We start from the raw sequence: 24,356 nt of genomic DNA, 5'->3' as shown, positions 1-24,356 counted from the left end.
GGAGTAACACCATGACTTCAACTCCCACCGCCGCGCTCTCCGAAGCCGGCGTCTCCATCTGGCTGGACGACCTTTCCCGCGAACGGATTGTCTCCGGCTCCCTCAAGAAGCTCATCGACGAGAAGAACGTGGTTGGCGTAACCACCAACCCGAGCATCTTCGCGGCCGCCCTGGCCAACGGCGAGTCCTACGCCGCCCAGGTGCAGCAGCTGTCCCGTTCCGGCGCCGACGTCGACAAGTCCGTCTTCGAGATCACCACCGACGACGTCATCCAGGCCTGCGATGTCTTCGCCCCCGTAGCCGAGGCCACGCACGGCGTTGACGGCCGGGTGTCCATTGAGGTTGATCCGCGCCTGTCACGCGACACGCAGGGCACCATCAATGAGGCGAAGGAACTCTTCGACAAGGTTGGCCGCTACAACGTGCTGATCAAGATCCCCGCCACCAAAGAGGGACTGCCCGCGATCACGGCGACCCTGGCTGCCGGCATCAGCGTCAACGTGACGCTGATCTTCTCGCTGGAACGCTACCGCGAGGTCATTAACGCGTACATGCTGGGCATTGAGCAGGCCAAGGAAAACGGCCACGACCTCTCCACCATCCACTCCGTGGCCTCCTTCTTTGTTTCCCGCGTGGACGCCGAGATCGACAAGCGGCTGGACGGCATTGGCACCGACGAAGCCAAGGCACTGAAGGGCAAGGCCGGCCTGGCCAACGCCCGCCTGGCCTACCAGGTGTTCGAGGAGCAGTTCGCTTCCGAACGCTGGCAGGTCCTGTCCGCTGCCGGCGCCAACGCGCAGCGCCCGCTGTGGGCCTCCACCGGTGTCAAGGACCCGGCCCTGCCGGACACCCTGTACGTCACGGGGCTCGTGGCACCGCACTCGGTGAACACCATGCCTGAGAAGACGCTGGAAGCCACTGCCGACCACGGCGAAGTCACCGGCAACACGGTATCCGGCACCTACGAAGAGTCCAACGCCGTGCTTGATTCCCTGGACGGCTTGGGCATCTCCTACAACGAGGTTGTGGAGCAGCTGGAAACCGAAGGCCTCGACAAGTTCGTGGCCAGCTGGGGAGAACTGCTGCAGACCGTTCAGACCGCACTGGATACCGCGAAAGAGGCATAGAAGAGATGACCACACTGTCCTTTGAAGCAGCCGGCGCCGCAAGCGAGGCCGTCGACGCCAAGGTTCCCGGACTCGTAGGCGACGAAGTCGCCTCCCGCCTGGTGGCGCAGGATCCCACCCTGTGGGGCCCCGACGCCGAAGCCGAGGCTTCCATCCGCCTCGGCTGGCTCAACCCCGGTGAGAGTTCCCGGCCGCTCCTGGGACAGATTGCGGCGCTGAGGGAAGAGCTTGCCGCCGAGTCGGTGACCCGCGTGGTCCTGGCCGGCATGGGCGGCTCTTCCCTGGCGCCTGAGGTCATCACCCGCACCGCGGGCGTGGACCTGACCGTCCTGGACTCCACCGACCCCGACGTGGTTGCGGCCGCGTTGGGTGAACGGCTGGCCGAAACCGTGATTGTGGTGTCCTCCAAGTCCGGTTCCACCGTGGAGACCGATTCCCAGCGCCGAGTCTTTGAACAGGCCTTCACCGACGCCGGGATCGATGCAAAGTCCCGGATCGTAGTGGTCACCGACCCCGGATCTCCGCTGGACGCCGCGGCCCGCGAAGCCGGCTACCGTGCCGTCTTCAACGCCGACCCCAACGTGGGCGGACGCTACTCCGCCCTCACCGCCTTCGGGCTGGTCCCGTCGGGCCTGGCCGGCGCGGACATTGAGACCCTCCTCGACGACGCCGAAATGACCGCCGAAATCCTGCGGGACGATGCTCCGGACAACATCGGCCTGGAACTCGGTGCCGCCCTTGGCGGAACCGAGCCGTTGCGCAACAAGATCGTCATAGTGGACGAGGGGTCCGGCCTGGCCGGTTTCCCGGACTGGGCCGAGCAGCTGATCGCCGAATCAACAGGCAAGCTCGGTACAGGTGTGCTGCCGGTCGTCGTCGAGCCCGGTGCTCCGGAGATCACCTCCGGTGCCGCCGACGTGCTGACCGTCCGGATTGTGCCGGTGGATTCCGAGGAACTGCCCGAAGGAGACCAGGTGGTGGTGTCGGGCAGCCTGGGGGCACAAATGATGCTGTGGGAGTTCGCCACCGCCGTGGCCGGACGGCTCCTGAACATCAACCCCTTTGACCAGCCGGACGTGGAGGCTGCCAAGAAGGCAGCCCGCGGCCTGCTTGATGCCACCCCCGAGCCCACCGAACCGGCGTTCATTGACGGTTCCGTCGAGGTCCGCGGCCCCGCCGACCTGCTGGGCACTGCCTCCACCCTGCGCGGCGCCCTCACGGCATTGCTGGGGCAGCTTGGCCCGGACGGCTACCTGAGCATCCAGGCCTACCTGGACCGCGCCAAGCAGTCCGGCCTCGCGGGCATCCGCGCGGACCTGGCGGCGGCTACCGGCCGTCCCGTTACCTTCGGCTGGGGCCCGCGCTTCCTGCACTCCACCGGCCAGTTCCACAAGGGCGGACCGGCACAGGGTGTGTACCTGCAGATCACCGGCCGTCCCGCCGGTGACGTGGCCATCCCCGAGCGGCCCTTCAGCTTCGCTGAACTGATCAGCGCGCAGGCGGCCGGCGACGCGTCTGTCCTGGCGGACCAGGGCCGGCCCGTGCTGCGGCTGCACCTGCTGAACCGCGATGAGGGCATCCGTGAAATCGAGAACGTCGTGCGGTCCCTGGCTGCAGAAAGTGGTAGCAACTAAATGTCCGCAGAGGAAAAGTCCGGGACGGGCAACCCCCTCCGGGATCCGCGCGACCGGCGGCTGAGCCGCATCGCGGGGCCGTCCTCCCTGGTGATCTTCGGAGTCACCGGCGATCTCGCCCGGAAAAAGCTCATCCCGGCCGTTTACGACCTGGCCAACCGGGGGCTCCTGCCGCCCAGCTTCTCGCTGGTTGGCTTCGGCCGCCGGCCCTGGAGCAACGAGGAATTCGCCGCGCAGGTGAAGGAATCCGTGCAGGCGCACTCGCGCACCGATTTCAACGAGAATGTATGGAAGCAGCTCGCCGAGGGCATCAGGTTCGTTGAAGGCGGCTTCGACAGCGACGAGGCCTTCGGGAAACTGAAGGAAACCCTGGAGGACCTCGACGCCGAACGCGGCACCCGCGGCAACCACGCTTTCTACCTCTCCGTGCCGCCGAAGTCCTTTGAACAGGTCTGCCAGCAGCTCTCCCGGCACGGGCTGGCCAAAACTTCCCAGGGCAAGTGGCGGCGGGTGGTGATCGAGAAGCCGTTTGGCCACGACCTGGCTTCCGCCCGCGAACTGAACAACGTGGTGGAATCGGTGTTCCCGGCAGACTCGGTGTTCCGGATCGACCACTACCTGGGCAAGGAAACCGTCCAGAACATCCTGGCCCTGCGCTTCGCGAACCAGCTCTTCGAGCCCATCTGGAACGCGAACCATGTGGACCACGTGCAGATCACCATGGCCGAGGACATCGGCATTGGCGGGCGTGCGGGGTATTACGACGGCGTGGGCGCAGCCCGCGACGTCATCCAGAACCACCTCCTGCAGCTGCTGGCCCTCACCGCCATGGAGGAGCCCATCTCCTTTGATGCTGACCACCTGCGCACCGAGAAGGAAAAGGTCCTGGCCGCCGTCCGGCTGCCGAAGGACCTCTCGCACAGCTCCGCCCGCGGCCAGTACACCGGCGGCTGGCAGGGCGGCGAGAAGGTGACGGGCTTCCTGGAGGAAGAGGGCTTCAACCCGGATTCCACTACGGAAACGTTCGCTGCCATCCGGCTGGACATCAACACCCGCCGCTGGGCCGGAGTGCCGTTCTACCTGCGGGCCGGCAAACGGCTGGGCCGGCGCGTCACGGAGATCGCCGTGGTCTTCAAGCGCTCCCCCAACCTGCTCTTCCGTGAACACAGTGAAGATGATTTCGGCCAGAACGCCGTCGTCATCCGTGTCCAGCCGGACGAAGGGGCGACCATCCGGTTCGGTTCGAAGGTGCCGGGCACCCAAATGGAGGTCCGGGATGTGTCCATGGACTTCGGATACGGGCATTCCTTTACGGAATCCAGCCCCGAGGCGTACGAACGCCTGATCCTGGACGTGCTGCTGGGCGAGCCTCCGCTCTTCCCCCGGCATCAGGAAGTGGAGCTGTCCTGGAAGATCGTGGACCCCTTCGAAGAATACTGGGCTACCCTGGACGGCCAGCCGGAGCCATACGCTCCGGGCAGCTGGGGCCCGGAATCCGCTAACGAACTGCTCGCCCGAGACGGAAGGACCTGGAGAAGGCCGTGATTGTAGACCTGCCCAACACCACCACCTCCAAGGTGTCCAAGGAAATCGTCGCCATGCGGGAGCGGGGCGGCGTGGTCACCCTCGGCCGTGTCCTGACCCTGGTGGTGGACACGCAGCCGGACTTCGTGGAAGAGGCCATCGCGGCCGCCAACGAAGCCAGCCGCGAACACCCCTGCCGCATCATTGTGCTGGCTGAGGGCAGCGCCGGCGACGAGACCCGGCTGGATGCTCAGATCCGGGTGGGCGGCGACGCCGGTGCCTCTGAAGTGATTGTCCTGTCCGGGCACGGCGAGCTGGCCGGGGAGAGCGAATCCCTGGTGTCCGCGCTGCTGCTGCCCGACGCCCCCATTGTTGCCTGGTGGCCGCACGGTGTGCCCGAGGATCCGGCGCAGACCCCGCTGGGCTGCATTGCGCACCGGCGCATCACTGACGCAGCCACGGAGGACAACCCCAAAAAGGCCCTGCTGCGCCTGGCCGAAACCTATGCGGCCGGCGATACGGACCTGAGCTGGACCCGCCTGACCAACTGGCGGGTGCAGCTTGCCGCGGTGCTGGACAACGCCGGATCATCGCCCGTCCAGGGGGTGGTCGTGGAGGGCGCCTCGGATTCGGCCAGCACCTTCCTGCTGGCCGCCTGGTTGAAGAAGGCACTGAAAGTTCCCGTGCAGATCATCGAAGGCGAAGCCGGGACCGGGATCCACCGTGTGGTGTTCGAGCGTCCCGAGGGAGACGTGGAACTGGCACGCCCGGACCAGGTCACCGCGCACCTGACCCAGCCGGGCCAGCCGGAACAGCAGATTTCCCTGCCGCGCCGGACCCTGCGGGACTGCCTGGCCGAGGAACTGCGCCGGCTGGACCCGGATGAGGTTTTCGGAGAAGTACTTACTGAGGGCCTGGCCGCGTGCCTGGTCCAGGAAGGGGCGACGGCGTGAAGCACTCCCCCAACGGCGTCAGCATCCACCCGGATCCGTCCGCCCTTGTATCGGCGACGGCCGCCCGCCTGCTTACCAAACTGGTGGATGTGCAGAGCCGGCGCGGGGAAGCCACAGTGGTCCTCACCGGAGGCACCGTGGGCATTGCGACGCTGGAAGCCGTAGCTGCCAACCCTGCGCGCACGGCCGTGGACTGGACCCGGGTGAACTTCTGGTGGGGAGACGAACGCTTCCTGCCGGCGGATGACCCGGAGCTGAATTCCTTCCAGGCGCGGCACGCGGTGCTGGAGCCGATGGGTGTCCCGGCGGAGCGCATCCACGCCGTCGCCACCGCCGGCGAGGTTGATACCGTGGAGGACGCCGCCGCGGATTATGCCCGGCGGCTGGCCCTGGCAGCGGAGGAAGAAGACCTGGCGCCTGGCTTTGAGTCCGTTGATCCGCGCCTGCCGCGCTTCGACGTGCTGCTGCTGGGGGTGGGCCCGGACGCCCACATCGCCTCGCTTTTCCCGGAGACGCCGGGAGTGCGGATCGTTGGGCAGACCACGGTGGCGGTACGGGACGCGCCCAAGCCGCCGCCGGAGCGGATCTCGCTGACGTTGGAGGCCATCAACACGGCCTCAGAAGTGTGGCTGGGGGTTGCCGGTGATGACAAGGCCGGCGCCGTGGGCCTTGCCCTGGCCGGCGCCGGGGAGATCCAGGTTCCGGCCGCCGGTGCCCGGGGACGGAACAAAACGCGGTGGCTGATCGACCAGGCTGCCGCTGCCCAGCTTTCGCGGCGCCTGCTGGACTCCGATCAGGAGCACGCCGGCGAGGATGACGACGAAGACTAGCGGCCGGTAACGGCATGCGGCAAAGAAGGCCCCCGGATAATCCGGGGGCCTTCTTTATGTCTTCCCGTGACCGGGGTGCGTGCCTAGGCTTCGCCCGAGAAGCGCTGGAGCAGTCCCAGAGCCACGATAACCAGGCCCCAGGACAGGGCCAGGGCCACGGTGAAACGGTTGAGGTTCTTTTCGGCAACACCGGAGGAGCCGAGGCTGCTGGTCATGCCGCCGCCGAACATGTCCGACATACCGCCGCCGCGGCCTTTGTGCAGCAGGATAAGCAGCGTCAGCAGCAGGCTCGTGATGGCAAGAAGCACCAGCAGGATGATCTTCAGAATTTCCACTTACGGCCTTTCGGGTGACTCATGGATTGGGGACGCCGCTGCGGCGTCCTTCAGCTGCAGTTCAGTCAGTCACCAGATGTTGTTCGAACCTGACAATATTAGCAAATTCGCCTACATCCAAACTGGCACCGCCCACCAGCACGCCGTCCACGTCGCGTTCGCCCAGAATGCTTGCTGCGTTTGCGGCCTTGACCGAGCCGCCGTAAAGCAGGCGGGTCTTGGCGGCTGTCGCGTCGTCGTACAGATCGGCGATTTCGGCGCGGATGGCGGCGCACATTTCCTGTGCATCATCCGGTCCGGCTACTTCGCCGGTGCCGATGGCCCAGATGGGTTCGTACGCGATGACCAGGGTGGAGACCTGCTCGGCGTCCAGTCCGGCGAGGTCGGCGCGGACCTGCTCCAGGGTGTGCATCACGTGGTCTCCGGCCTGGCGGACCTCAAGGCCCTCCCCCACGCAGAGGACGGGTACAAGGTTGTTGCGGTAGGCAGCCTTCAGCTTTTCATTCAGCAGCTCGTCGGTTTCGCCGTGCACTGCACGGCGTTCGCTGTGGCCCACCAGGACGTAGCTGCAGCCGAGCTTGGAGAGGAACTGTCCGGAGATGTCGCCCGTGTAGGCGCCCGAATCCTTCGGGGAAAGATCCTGGGCTCCGTATTCCACCTTCAGCTTGTCGCCGGCCACCAGGGTCTGCGTGCTGCGCAGGTCGGTGAACGGAGGGAACACGACCACCTCCACGCGGCCGTAGTCGTGGCGGGCGTCGCTGAGGGTCCAGGCCAGCTTCTGCAGCAGGGTGATGCCCTGGACGTGGTCCATGTTCATCTTCCAGTTGCCGGCGATCAGGGGTGTGCGGTCGAACTTGCCGTTCGTGGAGGTTGTCATGGTTGCTCCGGTTTCTTGCTTAATGGTTCTTGGGACAGGACATGCAGATGCGGGTCCGCAGCTGTTGACGGCCGCGGACCCGCACCGGGAAACTACTGGTCCAGGACGGTGAGGCCCGGCAGGGCCTTGCCTTCCAGATATTCGAGGCTGGCGCCGCCGCCGGTGGAGATGTGCCCGAAGTCGGCTTCCGAGAACCCGAGCTTGCGCACTGCCGCCGCCGAATCGCCGCCACCGACCACGCTGAAGCCCGAGGAGTCCTTCAGCGCCTGTGCTACGGCGCGGGTGCCATTGGCGAAGGCCTCGAACTCGAACACGCCCATGGGGCCGTTCCAGAAGATGGTCCGGCCCTTGCCGATATGTTCGGCAAACGCGTCCGCGGAATCCGGACCGATGTCCAGGCCGATGCCGGCGGCACCGAAGCGGCTGCTCTCCATCGCGTCCGCAGGAACGGTCTGGACGTCGGCATCGGCAGCGAACTTGTCCGCCACCACAATGTCGGTGGGCAGGACGAACTCGCAGCCCACTTCCTTTGCCCGGCTGAGGTAGCCCTTCACATTTTCGATCTGGTCTGCCTCAAGCAGGGAGGCGCCCACGTTGTATCCCTGTGCGGCCAGGAACGTGAACACCATTCCACCTCCCACCAGCAGGTAGTCGGCGCGGTCCATCAGGTTTTCGATCACTGCCAGCTTGTCCGAAACCTTCGAACCGCCCAGCACCACCACGTAGGGCTTTTCCGGGTTTTCGGTGAGGCGCTTGAGCACCTGGACCTCGGTATGGACCAGGTCGCCCTCGTAGGCCGGCAGGACTTCGGCGATGTCGTAGACGCTGGCGTGCTTGCGGTGCACTGCACCGAAGGCATCATCCACGTACGCTCCGTTGCCGCCGGTCAGCGCCGCCAGGTCACGGGCAAGTGCCTGCCGCTCGGCGTCGTCCTTGGAGGTCTCACGCGGGTCGAACCGGATGTTCTGCAGCACCAGCACGGAACCTGAAGCCAGCGAACCGGCCAGCCCGCTTGCGCTGCCGCCGACCACGTCCTCGGCGAACTCCACCGAAAACGGTGCGAGCTCGTCGAGGCGGTCGACGGCGGGACGCAGCGAGTACTTCTCGTCCGGCTGCCCCTTGGGACGGCCGAGGTGAGCCATCACAATGACCTTGGCACCGTGCTCCACCAGAACCTGGAGAGTGGGGATGGAGGCACGGATGCGGCCGTCGTCGGTGACCCGGCCGTCGTCCAACGGAACATTCAGATCCGATCGGACGAGCACGTACCTGTCCTCGACGCCGTCGCTGATCAGGTCGGAGAGAGTTTTGACAGTCATGTCTACCTTTGCGTACTCGGTTGGTTAAAGCTTGGAGGCAACGAGCGTGGTGAGGTCCACCAGTCGGTTGGAGTAGCCCCACTCGTTGTCGTACCAGCCAACAACCTTTACTTCGTTGCCCATTACGCGGGTCAGGCCCGAGTCGAAGATGCAGGAGGCCGGGTCGGTGACGATGTCGGAGGACACAATCGGCTCGTCGGTGTAGCGCAGGATCCCGGCCAGCGGACCGCTGGCTGCCGTCTTGTAGACATCGTTGATTTCATCCACGGAGGCTTCCCGGCCCACGGTGACCGTGAGGTCGGTGACCGAACCTGTGGGGACCGGAACACGCAGGGCGAAGCCGTCCAGCTTGCCGTCCAGTTCCGGCAGGACCAGGCCGATAGCCTTGGCTGCTCCGGTGGAGGTGGGAACAATGTTCAGGGCTGCGGCACGTGCCCGGCGCAGGTCCCGGTGCGGGCCGTCCTGCAGGTTCTGGTCTGCAGTGTAGGCGTGCACGGTGGTCATCAGGCCGCGCTCGATGCCGAAGGCTTCGTGCAGGACCTTGGCCAGCGGGCCGAGGCAGTTCGTGGTGCAGGAGGCATTGGAAATGATGTTGTGGCTGGCGGGGTTGTAGTCGCCGTCGTTGACGCCCATCACGACGGTGATGTCCGAGCCTTTGCCCGGAGCGGAGATCAGGACCTTTTTCGCACCCGCGTCAAGGTGCTTCTTGGCGTCTTCGGCCTTGGTGAAGAACCCGGTGGACTCGATGACGATGTCTACGCCGAGGTCTTTCCAGGGAAGGTTGGAGGGATCGCGTTCGGCAAGGACCTTGATGGTCTTGCCTCCCACCACAATGTTGCCTTCACGCACTTCGAGGTCGGCGCCCAGCCGGCCGGTCACGGAGTCGTACTTCAGGAGGTGGGCGAGGGTTTCGGGGCTGGTCAGGTCGTTGACGGCGACAATGTCGAGGTCTGCGTTCTGCTCCAGGGCGGCTCGGAAGTAGTTGCGGCCGATACGTCCGAATCCGTTGATTCCAACACGAGTAGTCACTTTTCTGTCTCCTTGATAGGGGGTCAATTGAGAACTGTGTGACCTCGGGTATGAAGCCACCGGACTGACTGCGGCCTGACACGTTCCGCTGGGGAAAGCTTTCCGGCAGTGCCGGCGGAACGGGGCCGTGGCCCCGTCCTGCCGGCACTGCCGGCTGGACGGGGACCTACGGATTTATCTTACGCGTCACAGTCCCCGTAGGGACCGGGGCACCCGCACAATTGTGCGGCACAGGCGGCGACTAGGCGGGAACGATCAGCGACTTCGCACCGGTGCGGGCGGCGTCGAAACGTGCGGCGACGTCGGCCCAGTTGACGATGTTCCACCATGCCTTGACGTAGTCGCCCTTCACGTTGGCGTAGTCGAGGTAGTAGGAGTGCTCCCACATATCCAGCATCAGCAGCGGGATGGTTCCGACGGGAACGTTGCCCTGCTGATCGTAGAGCTGCTCGATAACGAGGTTCTTGCCCAGCGGTTCGTAGGCCAGGATGGACCAGCCGGAGCCCTGGATGGAGTTGGCCACGGCAGTGAACTGGCCGCGGAAGCCGTCGAAGGAGCCGAAGAACTCGTCAATAGCTGCCGCCAGCTCGCCTTCGGGCTTGTCGCCGCCGTCCGGGGACATGTTGTTCCAGAAAATGCTGTGGTTGGTGTGGCCGCCCAGGTGGAAGGCCAGGTCCTTGGAGAGCTTGCCGATGGTACCGAACTCGCCCTTGTCGCGTGCTTCGGCCATCTGGGCCAGGGCAGTGTTCGCGCCGGCTACGTACGTGGCATGGTGCTTGTCGTGGTGCAGCTCCATGATGCGTGCGGAAATGTGCGGTTCCAGGGCTGCGTAGTCGTACGGCAGTTCCGGCAGTGTGTATTCGTTCACGAAAATCCTCCGTTGAAGTGTCGGATCAAAGATCCGGACGGAATTCCCATCCGGAAATTCTTCGTGCCGCCCCAAAAGGCAGCAGACTCAGTCCATCCTATGCAATTACGCCATCCAGCCAACATTGGGCTGCCGGGCCGGGACGGCGCTATTCGTCCAACATTTCCGGAGTGACACTGGATTCGGTACCCGGAATGCCCAATTCCGCCGCACGTTTGTCCGCCATGGCCAGCAAACGGCGGATTCTCCCCGCAATGGCGTCCTTGGTCATGGGCGGGTCGGCCAGGTGCCCGAGCTCGTCCAGGCTGGCCTGCTTATGCGCAACGCGCAATTCACCCGCGTAGCGCAGGTGCTCGGGCACGTCCTCGCCGAGGATCTCCAGGGCTCGTTCCACCCGTGCGCCGGCAGCAACGGCGGCCTGCGCGGAACGGCGGAGGTTCGCGTCGTCGAAATTCGCCAGGCGGTTGGCGGTCGCCCGCACTTCCTTGCGCATGCGGCGCTCTTCCCAGACCATCAGCGCGTCGTGGGCGCCCATCCGGGTCAGCAGGGCGGCAATGGTGTCGCCGTCGCGGATCACTACCCGGTCAACGCCGCGCACCTCGCGCGCCTTGGCGGCGATGCCGATCCGGCGTGCGGAGCCCACCAGGGCCAGGGCCGCCTCGGGCCCGGGGCAGGTGACCTCCAGGGAGGACGAGCGTCCGGGCTCGGTGAGCGAACCGTGGGCGAGGAACGCTCCGCGCCAGACAGCCTCGGCGTCGGCGGCAGAACCGTTGACGACCACGGAGGGCAGGCCGCGGACGGGCCTTCCCCGGGCATCCAGCAGGCCGGTTTGCCGCGCCAGGGACTCCCCGTCGCGGACCACACGCACCACATAGCGGTTCCCGCGGCGCAGTCCCCCGCCGGACACCACAATGATGTCGCTGGCGTGCCCGTAGACCTCGGCAATGGCCGAGCGGAGCCGGCGGGCCGTGGACGCGAGGTCCACCTCGGCCTCAATGACGATGCGCCCGGAAATAATGTGCAGCCCGCCGGCAAAACGCAGCATTGCCGACACTTCGGCCTTTCGGACCGAGGACTTCTTCACGTCCAGCCGTGACAGTTCCTCTTTTACAGCTGCGGTCAACGCCACAAATACACTCCTAGTTCTCCCCAAAAATATCGTGGAAGGCGGTTGCGAGGCGGAGCGGATCATGGATCGGACGCCCCGTCGCTGCCCCCACCTTACCGAAGACGGCTCGGCCGCCCATTTGGGCGACAGCGTCCTCGAAGGCCGCGCGGTCGCCCACCACCGACGGATCCGCCAGCACCGCGTCCACTTTGAACTCCGGTGCGTAGCGCCGGATTACTGCGAGGTGGTCCACCGCGCTCATGCCTGCGGTTTCAGTGGTTTCGTTGCTGAGGTTCATGGTCAGGCACCGCTTGGCTGCCGTGGCGCACAGTGCGTCGCGCATCTGCGGCAGCATCAGGTGAGGCAGGACCGAGGTGTACCAGGACCCCGGCCCCAGAATCACCCAGTCGGCGCCCTCAATGGCGTCCAGCGCAGCCGGACAGGCCGGCGCGTCGGTGGGCAGCAGCCGTACGTCCGTCACATTGGTGCGGGCCCCTGCAGCTGCCAGCCGGGCCTGGCCGCTGACGGTTTCCACCCGGTCCCCGTCCGGCGTGCGGCGGATCACGTCGCCCTCAATGGTCAGCGGCATAGTGGACATCGGCAGGACCTGTCCGCGGGCACCGAGCAGCGCTCCGGCCCACTGCAGTCCGGCCACCGGATCCCCCAGCAGCTCCCAGAGCGTGACGATCAGCAGGTTGCCCAGCGCATGGTCGTCCAGGGAGCCGTCCACCCCGGGCTGGGAGCGGAAACGGTGCTGCATCACGTCGCGCCAGGTCCGGCCCCAGTCGGTGTCATCGCAGAGCGCAGCCAGCGCCATGCGCAGGTCGCCGGGCGGGAGGACGCCGAGCTCGCGGCGCAGCCGGCCGGAGGAACCGCCGTCGTCGGCCACCGTCACGACGGCGGTGAGGTCGGTGGTCAGCAGGCGCAGGGCGGAAAGCGAAGCGGAAAGGCCGTGGCCGCCTCCCAGCGCGACTACCGATCCGGGACCGCCACCGCTCCCCCGGCCGGCCTTGCCCTCCGGAATCAGGGGCAGCGGGCCGGTGAGGAAGGACATTATTCTCGCCCCAGATCCCGGTGGTGCGAGCTGACCGTGACCCGGGGCAGCTGGGCAAGGCGCTTGGCCAGTTCCTCGGTGACCGCCACGGAACGGTGCTTACCGCCCGTGCAGCCCACGGCGATGGTTGCGTAGTGCTTGTTCTCTCGGCGGTAGCCGTCAATCACGGGCTCCAGCGCCTCGACGTAGCGGTCCAGGAATTCAGCGGTGCCCTTGGCCTGCAGCACGTAGTCCCGGACGTCCTCGTCCAGCCCGGTGTGCGGGCGCAGCTGCGGGACCCAGTGCGGGTTGGGAATGAAGCGGACATCGGCCACGTAGTTGGCGTCAACGGGGAGCCCGTATTTGAAGCCGAAGCTCATGATGTTCAGGCGCAGCACAATGGGGCCGGACTCGGTGAAAAGCTCGGTCACCGTGGTGGCCAGGGCATGGACGTTCAGCTTGGAGGTGTCCACCACGACGTCGGAGGAATCGCGCAGTTCCTGCACTACCTCGCGTTCGGCGGCGATGCCGTCCAGGATACTGCCGTCCCCCTGCAGCGGGTGCGGACGGCGGCCCTGCTCAAACCGGCGGACCAGGGTGGCGTCGTCGGCGTCCAGGAACAGCAGGCGGTAGGTTACCCCGGCGGTGCGCAGGTTGCGCAGCGCTTCGCGGATGTCCTGGAACAGTTCCTTGCTCCGGACGTCGATGACGACGGCGAGCTTGGGAATGGACTGCGGCATCCGGGAAACGAGTTCGGTGAGGGTACCCAGCATGAGCGGCGGCAGGTTCTCCACCACGTACCAGCCGTGGTCTTCCAACGCATTGGCGGCCGTGCTCCGTCCGGCACCGGACATGCCCGTGACCACGAGCAGTTCCGATTCCTCAGGCTTGACTATGGTCAAGCCGTCCTCTTGCGTCATTGCTGTGATCCCATCCTGTTTACCCTGTTGCCCGGTTGCGCCGGCGCTGGTGCAGCGGAAACCGTATGCGGCATCCTCCGACACGCCGTAGTGACGACACGCCGGTTTTCCAAGACTAACTAAGTTTCCAGGATTTCGCCGGTGGTCATATTGACCGCCGGAGCCCCCGCCATATCTTTATCGGCCAACCGGCTGCGCAGGTTAGCGGCCATGGCGGGACCGATGCCGGGAACCTGGCGCAGTTCCTCCTCCGTGGCCGCACGCAGTTTCTTCACGGAACCGAACTGCTTGAGCAGTGCCTGGCGTTTGGCCGGGCCGAGTCCGGGTACTTCGTCCAGCAGCGAAGCGGTCATGGATTTGCCGCGCTTCTGCCGGTGGAAGGTGATGGCAAAGCGGTGCGCCTCGTCGCGGATGCGCTGCAGCAGGAACAGGGCTTCGGAAGCACGCGGCAGGATCACCGGGAAGTCGCTGTCCGGCACCCATACTTCCTCCAGGCGCTTGGCGAGCCCCACCACCTGCACGTCCGTGATGCCCAGATCGTCCAGGGCCTTGGAGGCCGCGGCAACCTGGGGCTGCCCGCCGTCCACCACCACCAGGTTCGGCGGGTAGGCGAACTTGGCCTTTGGCGCCGGGGTCAGCGTGTCGGTCAGGGGCCGGACGTCGGCGTCGGGGCCGCCGGCGCGCTCGTCGGGCAGGTCCGTCGGGGCGTCGGGATCGGCGGCAGGGTCCGCATTCTCGGCCAGGTAGTTGCGGAAGCGGCGCGAAATAACGTCATACATGGACGCCGTGTCGTCCCGGGCTGCGTCGCCGGTGATGGAGAACTTGCGGTAGTCCGATTTCTTCGGCAGGCCGTCTTCAGCCACCACCATGGAGGCCACCACGTTGGTGCCGGAAACGTGGGAGATGTCGTAGCACTCGATGCGCAGCGGCGGGGAGGCCAGGTCCAGGGCCTCCTGCAGTTCCTGCAGGGCAGCCGAACGGGTGGTAATGTCCCCGGCCCTGCGGCTTTTGTGCAGGCGCAGTGCATCCGATGCGTTCCGGGCCACGGTTTCCATCAGCGCTTTTTTGTCGCCACGCATGGGCACCCGGATGTCCACGCGGGCTCCGCGCAGTCCGTACAGCCATTCGGCAAGTTCTTCGGCGTTGGGCGGCAGCACGGGAACCAGCACCTGGCGCGGGATCCGGTCCGTGGAGTTTGCCGAGCCGTAGACCTGCTGGATCAGGTGTTCCACCAGGTCCGCGGTGTCGTTGTCCTCCACCTTTTCCACAACCCAGCCGCGCTGGCCGCGGATGCGCCCGCCGCGGACGTGGAAAACCTGGGCCGAGGCTTCCAGCTCGTCTTCTTCCAGGGCGAAGATGTCCGCGTCGGTGTCTTCGCTCAGGACTACGTTGTTGCGCTCGAAGACCTTCCGCAGGGCGGAGATGTCATCGCGGAGCCGGGCGGCGGATTCATAGTCCAGTTCGGCGACGGCTGCCTGCATCTCCTTTTCCAGGCCGGAGATGAAGCGTTTGCCCTCCCCCGCCATGAAGTCGCACAGTTCAGCGGCCAGCTGGCGGTGGTCCTCGGGGCTGATCCGTCCCACGCAGGGTGCGGAGCACTTGTCGATGTAGCCCAGCAGGCACGGCCGGCCGGTGCGCTCGGCCCGCTTGAACACTCCGCTGCTGCAGGTGCGGACCGGGAAGACGCGCAACAGCGTGTCGAGGGTTTCGCGGATGGCCTTGGCCGGATAGAACGGGCCGAAGTAGCGGGTGTCCTTGCGCCGGTCCCCCCGCATGACCTGCGCCCGCGGGTACTTCTCTCCCATGGTGACGGCCAGGTAGGGGTAGGACTTGTCGTCCCGGAACATGATGTTGAACCGGGGATTGAATTCCTTGATCCAGGTGTACTCGAGCTGCAGCGCTTCGAGCTCGGTGCCCACCACCGTCCATTCCACGCTGGCCGCGGTATGCACCATGGCACGCGTTTTGGGCATCAGCCCGCGCGGATTCGCGAAATAGGAGTTCAGGCGGGAGCGGAGGTTCTTGGCCTTGCCCACGTAAATGACCCGGCCGTGTTCATCCCGGAAACGGTAGACGCCCGGGGCGGTGGGGATCTCCCCTGTTTTCGGCCGGTAAGTTGCTGGATCTGCCACTTTTCCATCCTACGTTCGCCCGCGGGTGCGGCCGGACGACGCCGTGCGGTTTCGCCCGGCGCTGAACCCCGGGCGCCTCGGCGCGTGACCGCGCTTCACCCCTCGGGGCGGTTCCGGTTATAACTCTCGGAGCGTTCCTGGCCGCTCAGCTCGGCGATGGCGTCCATAACGCGGTCCGTGGCCTGGCGCCGGGCGGGCAGGGCGTGGTCCGGCCCCGTCTTTTGGAAGTACAGGGGCGGTCCCACCTTGAGGGTGAAGTGCCCGGGCTTGACGGTTTTCTTGCCCGCTGGCTGCAGGTTTTCCGTGCCGATCAGGCCCACGGGCACCACCGGGGCGCCGGAGGTCAGTGCCAGCCAGCCCACGCCGGTGCGGCCGCGGTACAGCAGTCCGTCGCGGGAACGGGTGCCCTCGGGATAGATCCCCACACCCCCGCCCTCCTCGAGGATGTCCAGCAGCGTCTTCAGCGCCGCGACGCTGGCGGCCTGCTGGTCCCGCTGCACCGGGATGGAACCGACACCCTCGAAGAAGCTCTTCATGGCGTAGCCCTTCAGCCCGGTGCCGGTGAAGTATTCGGCCTTGGCGAAGAATCCGACACGCCGCGGCAGCAGCGCCTGCACCAGCACGCTGTCCAGGAAGGACAAGTGATTGCAGGCGACGATAAAGGGCCCAGTGGCGGGAACGTTCTCCAGGCCGGTGATGGTTGGCCGGCACAGCCCGCCCACGAATGCGCGGATACCTGTCCTGGTGAGGTTATACAGCGCCATGGAGTGCCGATCCGTTCCGTGCGTACCGCAGCACCGTATCCACCAGTTCATCAGCGGTGGCAACGACGGCGGCTGCACCTGCTTCTTCCAGCTCTCCTGCCGCTGCGAATCCCCAGGAGACGCCAATGCAGTCCAGACCGTTGGCGGAGGCGCCCTCGACGTCGTGCCTTCGGTCGCCGATCATCACGGCGCGGTCATAGGAACCCTTGTGCCGGTCCAGGGCGGCGCGGATGATGCTGCGCTTGCCGTCCAGGGCGGCGGCGGCCTGCTCATCGGCAGGTGAGCCGTGCACGGACGCAAACAGGTCCGCAAGCTGCTGGACGCCGAGGAGTTCCGCGGCCAGCGGCTCGGGCTTCTGGGTGGCTACGGCAACCGTGTGGTTCTCCCGGAGGCGTTCGACAGCTGCTCGGATGCCGGGGTACGGACGGCTCTGTGCCATTCCGGACTCCCGGTAGCCGGCGCGGTAGCGTCCGATGACCTCGTCCAGCAGGTCGGCGGGAACCCCGGCAATGTCCCGCAGTGAGGTCACCAGAGCCGGACCGACCATTCGCTGCAGGTCCGCCCCTGAAGGCACCGGCAGGCCGCAGGCGGCAAGTGCGGCACTGATGCCGCCGGTGATGGCGCCCGCCGGGTCAACCAGCGTTCCATCCAAATCAAAAAGAACCAAGAGCCGGGGAGAAGTCACGGCCCAAGTTTGGCATACCAAAGCGGGCTAACGCGAAAAGGTATACCGGCGCAGGAATATGTCGGACCGCGACATATTCCTGCGCCGGCGTGCAGCCGGTGTGCCTTACGGGTTGAGGATCCCCGCCAGGAACGTGGCGGTGTGGCTGCCTTCGACCTTGGCCACCTTCTCCGGGGTGCCCGAGGCGACCACCTTGCCGCCGCCGGTGCCGCCGTCGGGACCCATATCGATGATCCAGTCGGCACTCTTGATCACGTCGAGGTTGTGCTCGATGGTCACCACCGTGTTGCCCTTGTCCACCAAGCCCTGCAGCACTTCCAGGAGCTTCCGGACGTCTTCGAAGTGCAGGCCCGTAGTGGGCTCGTCCAGCACGTAGATGCTGCGGCCGTTGGAACGCTTCTGCAGCTCGCTGGCCAGCTTCACACGCTGCGCCTCGCCGCCGGACAGCGTGGTGGCCGGCTGGCCCAGCCGGACATAGCCCAGGCCCACGTCCACCAGGGTGTTCAGGTGCCGGGAAATGGGCCCGAAGGCGGCGAAGAACTCCGCGGCTTCCTCGATAGGCATGTCCAGGACCTCGGCAATGTTCTTGCCCTTGTAGTGGACCTCCATGGTCTCCCGGTTGAACCGGGCGCCGTGGCATACCTCGCAGGGTACGTAAACGTCCGGCAGGAAGTTCATTTCGATCTTCAGGGTGCCGTCGCCGTGGCAGGCCTCGCAGCGCCCGCCCTTCACGTTGAAGGAGAACCGGCCTGGAAGGTAGCCGCGCACCTTCGCCTCGTTGGTCTCGGCGAAGAGCTTGCGGATGTGGTCCCAGACGCCGGTGTAGGTGGCCGGGTTGGAGCGCGGCGTGCGGCCGATGGGGCTCTGGTCCACATGGATAACCTTGTCCAGCTGCTCCAGGCCCTCCACCCGGGTGTGCCGGCCGGCCACATGCTTGGCGCCGTTGAGCTTGTTGGCCATGGTCTTGTACAGGATGTCGTTGATCAGGGTGGACTTGCCCGAACCGCTGACACCGGTCACTGCGGTGAACACGCCCAGGGGAATGTCCACGTTCAGGTTCTGCAGGTTGTTTTCCCGCGCCCCGACAATCTTCAGCTGGCGGGTCTTGTCCACCTTGCGCCGCTTGGCCGGGATCTCGATCTTCTTCCGGCCGGAGAGGTAGGCGCCGGTAATGGAACGCTCGTTCGTGAGCAGGTCCGCCAGCGAGCCGGAATGCACAATCTCGCCGCCGCGCTCCCCTGCCCCCGGGCCGACGTCGACAATCCAGTCCGCTTCCTGGATGGTGTCTTCGTCGTGTTCCACCACGATCAGGGTGTTGCCCAGGCTGCGCAGCCGGCTCAGGGTTTCGATCAGCCGCCGGTTGTCCTTCTGGTGCAGGCCGATGGACGGTTCATCCAGCACGTACAGCACGCCCACGAGGCCGGAGCCGATCTGCGTGGCCAGGCGGATGCGCTGGGCTTCGCCGCCGGACAGGGTTGCTGCCGGCCGGTTCAGGCTCAGGTATTCCAGCCCGACGTCGAGCAGGAAGGTCAGGCGGGCCTGGATTTCCTTCAGTACGTTGCTGGCAATCTGTGCTTCACGGCCGGTGAGCGTGAGTGTTCCGAGGAAGTCGGCGGCCTCGCGCAGCGGCAGGGCGCTGATCTCGGCAATGTTGCGGCCGTTGATCAGCACCGACAGGGACGCCGGGTTCAGGCGCGCGCCGCCGCACTCGGGGCAGGCGATTTCGCGCATGTACTCTTCGTACCGGTCGCGGGCATGGTCGGATTCGGTTTCCTGGTGCTTGCGGTGGATGTACTGGATGACGCCTTCGAAGCCGGTGCTGTACTTGCGTTCACGGCCGAAGCGGTTCCGGTACTGGACCACCACCTTGTGGTCCTTGCCGTTGAGCACGGCCTCGCGGACCTTGGCAGGCAACTTCTTCCACGGGGTGTCCATGGAGAAGCCCATGTCCTTGGCCAAGCCGTCGAGCAGCCGGTTCCAGTACTCGGTGGTGGCGGTGCCCAGGGACCAGGGCGCGATGGCGCCTTCGGCCAGGGACTTGGACGGGTCCGGGATGATCAGGTCCTCGTCCACCTCCAGCCGCGAGCCGATGCCGGTGCAGACCGGGCATGCACCGAAGGGGTTGTTGAAGGAGAAGGAGCGCGGCTCGATCTCGTCGATGGCCAGCGGGTGCTCGTTGGGGCAGGCCAGGTTTTCGGAGAAGGTGCGGGTGCGGTCCTCGCTGTCCTCGGGACGGTCCACGAAGTCCACCACCACGCGGCCGTCGGCCAGGCCGAGGGCGGTTTCCACGGAGTCGGTCAGCCGCTGCCGGATGCCTTCCTTGGCAACGAGGCGGTCCACCACCACTTCGATGTTGTGCTTGATCTGCTTGCCCAGCTTGGGCGGGTCGGAGAGCTGGATCTGCTTGCCGTCCACGCGGGCGCGGGAGTAGCCCTTGGCGGCGAGTTCCTTGAACAGGTCCACGAACTCGCCCTTGCGCCCGCGGACCACGGGGGCGAGGACCTGGTAGCGGGTGCCCTCTTCCAGTTCCAGGAGCTGGTCCACGATGGCCTGCGGGGTCTGGCGGCTGACGGGCTCGCCGCAGACGGGGCAGAACGGCCGGCCCACACGGGCCCAGAGCAGGCGCATGTAGTCGTGGATCTCGGTGATGGTGCCCACCGTGGAGCGCGGGTTCTTGCTGGTGGACTTCTGGTCGATGGAAACCGCGGGCGAGAGGCCCTCGATGAAGTCAACGTCAGGCTTGTCCACCTGGCCCAGGAACATGCGCGCGTAGGCGGAGAGTGACTCGACGTAGCGCCGCTGCCCCTCCGCGAAGATGGTGTCGAACGCCAGCGAGGACTTGCCCGAGCCGGAGAGGCCGGTGAAGACGATCATGGCGTCCCGCGGCAGGTCCAGGTCAACGTTTTGGAGGTTGTGCTCGCGCGCACCTTTCACTACCAGGCGGGAAAGGTCATTGGCAGTATGCGGCGCAAACGTGGTGTCCGCCGTCGTAAGAGTCGATTTAGGCACGTTTTCCACTCTAGTTCAAACGCTGATTCGAAAACGTATTCGAGGTGCGGTGTTTCGCCGCAGGCGAAGCGCTGGCCGCCCTATTGCAGGGCTGCACGCAGGAAGGACACGGCTTCGTCAGGGGACACCCCGTTGGCCCGGACGGCATCAGCGTAGGTGCGCGCCGCCTCGGCCACCCTGGTCCGGCCGGTATCACTGCCGGCGGCGATCACGGTGCCGGCGCGGGAGCGGGTGGTGACCACCTGCGCCTGTTCCAGTTCCCGGTAGGCGCGGGCCACGGTGTTCACGGCCAGGCCAAGGTAGCCGGCCAGGGCACGGACCGGGGGCAGCCGGGTCCCGACGGCGAGCCGCCCCTCGTTTGCCGCGTCCAGGATCTGCAGGCGGAGCTGTTCATACGGCGGCACCGAACTGGCGGCATCAATGCGGATCCACTTGAGCACCCCGGCGTCGCTGCCGGCAGAGGTGCGCTGTGGGCTGGGATCAGAAGTCATGGTGCCATGCTAGTGCCCGGAAGGGTCGGCAGGTGCCGAAAGCCCCTGCTCCTGGGCGTCCGCCTGCCCGGCAAACTGGGAGCGGTACAGCTCGGAGTAGAACCCCTCCGCGGCCAGCAGTGCGTCATGCGTGCCCTGCTCCACGATCCGCCCGTCCCGCACCACCAGGATCACGTCCGCGTCGCGGATGGTGGACAGCCGGTGCGCAATGACGAAGCTGGTCCGGTCCTGCCGCAGGGCGTTCATGGCCAGACGGATGGAAATCTCGGTGCGGGTGTCCACGGAGCTGGTGGCCTCGTCCAGGATCAGGATGGACGGGTCCGACAGCCAGGCCCGGGCGATGGTCAGCAGCTGCCGCTGGCCCTGGCTGAGCGTGCCGCCGTCGTAGCCGAGGACTGTGTCATACCCCTCCGGCAGGGACCGGACAAAGTGGTCCACGTGCGTAGCTGCCGCCGCGGCCCTGATGTCCTCCTCGGTAGCGTCCGGAGCGCCGTAGGCGAGGTTCTCCCGTACCGTGCCCTCGAAGAGCCACGCGTCCTGGAGCACCATGCCCATGGTGCTGCGCAGCTCCTCGCGGCGCAGCCGGGCAATGTCGGTTCCGTCGACGGTGATCCGCCCGGCGTCGACGTCGTAGAAACGCATCAGCAGGTTCACCAACGTGGTTTTTCCCGCTCCCGTGGGACCGACAATGGCCACGGTCTGCCCCGGCTCCGCCGTGAACGACAGGTCCCGGATAAGCGGGGCCTCCGGGCTGTAGCTGAAGGAGACGTCCTCGAAGGCCACCCGGCCGCGCACGTTGTGCAGGTGTTCCGGCTGCACCGGATCCGGTTCCTGCTCCTTGGCGTCCAGCAGGGCGAACACCCGTTCAGCGGAGGCGACGCCGGACTGCAGCATGTTGATCAGCCCGCCCAGCTGCCCCAGCGGCTGGCTGAACTGCCGGCTGTACTGGACAAAGGCCTGCACTCCCCCGATGGACAGCTGGCCGTTGGCCACCTGCAGTCCGCCCACCACGGCAACGGCGACGTAGTTCAGGTTCGAAATGAACATCATGGCCGGCATGATGATCCCGGATACGAACTGGGCCCGGAACGCGGAGCGGAACAGCCGGTTGTTCGCCGGGGCAAAGCCCTCAATCACCCGCTGCTGCTGGCCGAAGGCCTTCACCACGTCCTGCCCGGTGAACATTTCCTCGATGTAGCCGTTGACCTCTCCGGTGGACTTCCACTGGGTCTTGAACTCCGCCTGCGAGCGCCGCGCGATAAGCACCGTCACCAGTGCGGAAACCGGCACCGTGATCACGGCGACCAGGGCCAGCAGCGGGGAGATGGAGATCATCATCGCCAGCACGCCGATGATGGTCAGCACCGAGGTGATGATCTGGGTCAGGCTCTGGGAGAGGGTCTGCGCCAGGTTGTCGATGTCATTGGTGACCCGGCTCAGTACGTCTCCGCGTGACTGCTGCTGGAAATGGGACATGGGCAGGCGGAACAGCTTCCCGTCCACGTCGCGGCGCAGCCGGTACATGGCGTTCTGCACAATCCGGGCCGTCACCCGGGCCTGGAACCAGCCGAACACGAAAGCGGCCAGGTAGATGGCCAGCACGCCCAGCAGGATCCCGCCCAGCCGGCCGAAGTCCAGCCCCTGCCCGGGCACCACATCCATGGCGGCGAGCATGTCGGCCAGTTTCCCCTCCCCCGCATCCCGGAGCGCCTGTACCTGTGCGTCCTTGCTCGTCCCCGCCGGAAGCCCCTGCCCGATGAACCCGTCGAAGATGACGTTGGTGGCCTCGCCCAGGATCCGGGGCGCGGAGACGGCGAGCGCCACGGAGACGACGGCAGAAAGCAGCACCGCAGCCACCCGCAGCCGGTCCGGGGCCATCAGTCCCATCAGCCGCCGGACACTGCCGGCGAAGTTCTCCGGCTTGGCGGCGGCTCCTGCGCCCGGGCGTCCCCGCATGGGCCCGCTCACGCTACTTCCTCCGCGGTGAGCTGCGAGGCAACGATTTCCCGGTACGTTGCCGTGGATTCCATCAGTTCGGCATGCGTTCCCTGTCCGACAATCCGGCCTTCGTCCAGGACCACGATCCGCGCTGCGTCGGTAATGGTGTTCACGCGCTGGGCCACCACAATCACGGTGGCATTGCGGGTCTGCGGTTTCAGTGCTGCCCGCAGCCGTGCATCGGTGGCGAAGTCCAGCGCGGAGAAGCTGTCATCGAACAGGTAGATGGACGGGCGCACCACCAGGGCGCGGGCTATGGCCAGCCGCTGGCGCTGGCCTCCGGAGAAGTTCGCGCCGCCCTGCTCCACGGGATGCTCCAGCCCGCCCTCCCCGGCACGGACAAACCCGGCGGCCTGCGCCGTCTCCAGTGCAGACCACAGCTCCTCGTCGGTAGCCTCGGGTTTGCCGAAGCGGAGGTTGGAGGCGATGGTGCCGCTGAAGAGGTAGGCGCGCTGCGGCACCAGGCCTATTCCGGCACGCAGCGATGACAGTGTCACTCCCGCTATGTCCTGCCCGTCCACCGCAATGCGCCCGGAGGTGGCGTCCAGCAGCCGGGGCACCAGGTTCAGCAGCGTGGTCTTCCCGGCACCCGTGGACCCGATGATCGCCGTGGTCTGTCCGGGCAGCGCCTCGAAGCTGATGTTGAACAGCACGGGATCCTCGGCGCCCGGGTAGCTGTAGCCGACGTCGGTGAAGGTGAGCCGGCCGCCGTCGTACGCCAGCGTGCCAGCCCCCGGGGCGTCGCTGACGCTGGTGCGGGTATCCAGGACCTCATAGATCCGTTCCGCACAGACGGCAGCGCGGGGCAGCATCATGATCATGAACATGGACATCATGACCGCCATCAGGATCTGCATGATGTAGGCAATGAAGGCCGTCAGCGCACCGATCTGCATCTGCCCGTCGTCAATCCGGAACGCGCCGAACCAGATCACGGCAACAGTGGCCAGGTTCGCCACCAGCATGGCCGCAGGAAACAGCAGGGCCAGCAGCTGGCTGACGCGCAGCTGGGTGCCGGTGAGGTCGGCATTGGCGCCGGCGAACCGCTGTTCCTCGGAACGCTCGCGGATAAACGCCCGGATCACCGCAATGCCCATGATCTGCTCGCGCAGTACGGAGTTCACCCTGTCAATCTGCTTCTGCGCCCGCCGGAACAGCGGCACCAGGCGGCGCAGCACCAATCCGATCACCACAAACAGGGCCGGCAGGATCAGCAGCAGGATCCCCGAGAGCGGAATGTCCTGGTTCAGGGCCAGCAGCACGCCGCCCACCCCCATGATCGGGGCCGAGACCATCATGGTGAACGTCATCAGCAGGGTCATCTGCACCTGCTGCACGTCATTGGTGGTCCGGGTAATCAGCGACGGCGGACCGAACAGGCCCACCTCGCGGGAAGAGAACGTCTCCACGTTGGTGAAAAGCTGCGACCGGATGTTCCGCCCGGCGCTCATGGCCACCCGGGAGGCCAGATAGGTGGCGGCAACCGAACACACCACCTGCCCGGCCGTGACCGCGAGCATCCAGCCGCCGACGTCGAGGATCACCCCGGTATCTCCGGTGACGACGCCGCGGTCAATGATGTCTGCATTCAGTGTGGGAAGGTACAGCGTGGCCGCGGTCTGCAGCAGCTGCAGGAGAACGACGGCGGCGACCGCGCCTCTATAGGGGGCGAGGTTCTGCCGGACCAGCCTCAGGAGCATCCTTGCAACTTACGCCCGTC

20 protein-coding genes are annotated in these 24,356 nt (G+C 66.2%); 5 read left to right on the top strand and 15 right to left on the bottom strand.

The annotated features are described in order from the left end of the window. The first annotated feature begins 11 nt into the window (after positions 1–11). Genes tal through pgl form a run of 5 tightly spaced genes read left to right on the top strand, consistent with a single transcriptional unit; the run spans position 12 to position 6,068 of the window. Complete coding sequence (gene tal, locus QNO06_RS09085) at positions 12–1,127, top strand: transaldolase (protein ID WP_227911333.1); 1,116 nt, start codon at positions 12–14, stop codon at positions 1,125–1,127. A gap of 5 nt (positions 1,128–1,132) precedes the next feature. Then, the gene (locus QNO06_RS09080; protein ID WP_227911332.1) at positions 1,133–2,761 is read left to right on the top strand and encodes a phosphoglucose isomerase-related protein; all 1,629 of its coding nucleotides are present in this window, start codon (positions 1,133–1,135) and stop codon (positions 2,759–2,761) included. Next, the gene (zwf, locus tag QNO06_RS09075; RefSeq protein ID WP_227911331.1) at positions 2,762–4,306 is read left to right on the top strand and encodes a glucose-6-phosphate dehydrogenase; all 1,545 of its coding nucleotides are present in this window, start codon (positions 2,762–2,764) and stop codon (positions 4,304–4,306) included. After that, on the top strand, positions 4,303–5,238 hold the full coding sequence (locus QNO06_RS09070) for a glucose-6-phosphate dehydrogenase assembly protein OpcA (RefSeq protein ID WP_227911330.1): 936 nt from the start codon (positions 4,303–4,305) through the stop codon (positions 5,236–5,238). Before zwf ends, QNO06_RS09070 begins: the two co-directional genes overlap by 4 nt. Next, on the top strand, positions 5,235–6,068 hold the full coding sequence (gene pgl / locus QNO06_RS09065) for a 6-phosphogluconolactonase (protein WP_227911329.1): 834 nt from the start codon (positions 5,235–5,237) through the stop codon (positions 6,066–6,068). The genes QNO06_RS09070 and pgl overlap by 4 nt, the downstream gene beginning before the upstream one ends. Before the next feature lie 83 nt (positions 6,069–6,151). Here pgl and secG read toward each other — a convergent pair whose 3' ends face one another. The 15 genes from secG to QNO06_RS08990 form a co-directional block, all read right to left on the bottom strand. After that, positions 6,152–6,403 carry a preprotein translocase subunit SecG gene (gene secG, locus QNO06_RS09060; RefSeq protein ID WP_227911328.1) on the bottom strand — a complete coding sequence of 84 codons (252 nt, stop codon included), beginning with the start codon at positions 6,401–6,403 and terminating at the stop codon, positions 6,152–6,154. Positions 6,404–6,464: 61 nt separating this feature from the next. After that, positions 6,465–7,280, bottom strand: coding sequence for a triose-phosphate isomerase (gene tpiA, locus QNO06_RS09055; RefSeq protein ID WP_227911327.1), 816 nt, complete (start codon positions 7,278–7,280; stop codon positions 6,465–6,467). A gap of 92 nt (positions 7,281–7,372) precedes the next feature. After that, positions 7,373–8,599, bottom strand: a complete 1,227-nt coding sequence (locus tag QNO06_RS09050) for a phosphoglycerate kinase (RefSeq protein ID WP_227911326.1) — start codon at positions 8,597–8,599, stop codon at positions 7,373–7,375. 24 nt (positions 8,600–8,623) lie between these two features. Further along, entirely contained in the window at positions 8,624–9,628 is a 1,005-nt protein-coding gene (gene gap, locus QNO06_RS09045; RefSeq protein ID WP_227911325.1) for a type I glyceraldehyde-3-phosphate dehydrogenase, read from the bottom strand. Positions 9,629–9,869: 241 nt separating this feature from the next. Further along, a complete protein-coding gene (locus QNO06_RS09040) occupies positions 9,870–10,496 on the bottom strand; it encodes a superoxide dismutase (RefSeq protein ID WP_227911324.1) in 627 nt (208 codons plus the stop codon). A 148-nt stretch (positions 10,497–10,644) separates the two neighbouring features. Then, positions 10,645–11,625 carry a DNA-binding protein WhiA gene (whiA, locus tag QNO06_RS09035; RefSeq protein WP_227911323.1) on the bottom strand — a complete coding sequence of 327 codons (981 nt, stop codon included), beginning with the start codon at positions 11,623–11,625 and terminating at the stop codon, positions 10,645–10,647. 10 nt (positions 11,626–11,635) lie between these two features. Continuing rightward, positions 11,636–12,658, bottom strand: a complete 1,023-nt coding sequence (locus QNO06_RS09030; RefSeq protein WP_227911322.1) for a gluconeogenesis factor YvcK family protein — start codon at positions 12,656–12,658, stop codon at positions 11,636–11,638. After that, entirely contained in the window at positions 12,658–13,557 is a 900-nt protein-coding gene (rapZ, locus tag QNO06_RS09025; RefSeq protein WP_227911321.1) for an RNase adapter RapZ, read from the bottom strand. Before rapZ ends, QNO06_RS09030 begins: the two co-directional genes overlap by 1 nt. A 119-nt stretch (positions 13,558–13,676) precedes the next feature. Continuing rightward, positions 13,677–15,689 (bottom strand): excinuclease ABC subunit UvrC, encoded by a 2,013-nt coding sequence (uvrC, locus tag QNO06_RS09020; RefSeq protein WP_227911320.1) that lies wholly within the window; start codon positions 15,687–15,689, stop codon positions 13,677–13,679. A gap of 95 nt (positions 15,690–15,784) precedes the next feature. Then, entirely contained in the window at positions 15,785–16,453 is a 669-nt protein-coding gene (locus QNO06_RS09015) for a lysophospholipid acyltransferase family protein (protein WP_227911319.1), read from the bottom strand. After that, entirely contained in the window at positions 16,440–17,138 is a 699-nt protein-coding gene (locus QNO06_RS09010) for an HAD hydrolase-like protein (RefSeq protein WP_227911318.1), read from the bottom strand. The genes QNO06_RS09015 and QNO06_RS09010 overlap by 14 nt, the downstream gene beginning before the upstream one ends. 105 nt (positions 17,139–17,243) lie before the next feature. Continuing rightward, a complete protein-coding gene (uvrA, locus tag QNO06_RS09005) occupies positions 17,244–20,147 on the bottom strand; it encodes an excinuclease ABC subunit UvrA (RefSeq protein WP_227911317.1) in 2,904 nt (967 codons plus the stop codon). An 80-nt stretch (positions 20,148–20,227) separates the two neighbouring features. Further along, positions 20,228–20,638, bottom strand: a complete 411-nt coding sequence (locus QNO06_RS09000) for a GntR family transcriptional regulator (RefSeq protein ID WP_227911316.1) — start codon at positions 20,636–20,638, stop codon at positions 20,228–20,230. A 9-nt stretch (positions 20,639–20,647) separates the two neighbouring features. After that, positions 20,648–22,594 carry an ABC transporter ATP-binding protein gene (locus tag QNO06_RS08995; protein WP_227911581.1) on the bottom strand — a complete coding sequence of 649 codons (1,947 nt, stop codon included), beginning with the start codon at positions 22,592–22,594 and terminating at the stop codon, positions 20,648–20,650. An 8-nt stretch (positions 22,595–22,602) separates the two neighbouring features. After that, positions 22,603–24,336 (bottom strand): ABC transporter ATP-binding protein, encoded by a 1,734-nt coding sequence (locus QNO06_RS08990; protein WP_227911315.1) that lies wholly within the window; start codon positions 24,334–24,336, stop codon positions 22,603–22,605. Positions 24,337–24,356: the final 20 nt, after the last annotated feature.

The sequence above is a fragment of the Arthrobacter sp. zg-Y20 genome (assembly GCF_030142075.1).
Classification (GTDB): domain Bacteria; phylum Actinomycetota; class Actinomycetes; order Actinomycetales; family Micrococcaceae; genus Arthrobacter_B.
This window is presented reverse-complemented; position numbering and strand designations above follow the sequence as displayed.

Coding starts and splice junctions, on each gene's coding strand:
- tpiA (WP_227911327.1), bottom strand. CDS start 7,280: ATGACAACCTCCACGAACGGCAAGTTCGACCGCACACCCCTGATCGCC.
- QNO06_RS09030 (WP_227911322.1), bottom strand. CDS start 12,658: ATGTCCTTCCTCACCGGCCCGCTGCCCCTGATTCCGGAGGGCAAGGCC.
- rapZ (WP_227911321.1), bottom strand. CDS start 13,557: ATGACGCAAGAGGACGGCTTGACCATAGTCAAGCCTGAGGAATCGGAA.
- QNO06_RS09080 (WP_227911332.1), top strand. CDS start 1,133: ATGACCACACTGTCCTTTGAAGCAGCCGGCGCCGCAAGCGAGGCCGTC.
- QNO06_RS08995 (WP_227911581.1), bottom strand. CDS start 22,594: ATGCGGGGACGCCCGGGCGCAGGAGCCGCCGCCAAGCCGGAGAACTTC.
- QNO06_RS08990 (WP_227911315.1), bottom strand. CDS start 24,336: ATGCTCCTGAGGCTGGTCCGGCAGAACCTCGCCCCCTATAGAGGCGCG.
- zwf (WP_227911331.1), top strand. CDS start 2,762: ATGTCCGCAGAGGAAAAGTCCGGGACGGGCAACCCCCTCCGGGATCCG.
- QNO06_RS09015 (WP_227911319.1), bottom strand. CDS start 16,453: ATGGCGCTGTATAACCTCACCAGGACAGGTATCCGCGCATTCGTGGGC.
- tal (WP_227911333.1), top strand. CDS start 12: ATGACTTCAACTCCCACCGCCGCGCTCTCCGAAGCCGGCGTCTCCATC.
- QNO06_RS09000 (WP_227911316.1), bottom strand. CDS start 20,638: ATGACTTCTGATCCCAGCCCACAGCGCACCTCTGCCGGCAGCGACGCC.
- QNO06_RS09050 (WP_227911326.1), bottom strand. CDS start 8,599: ATGACTGTCAAAACTCTCTCCGACCTGATCAGCGACGGCGTCGAGGAC.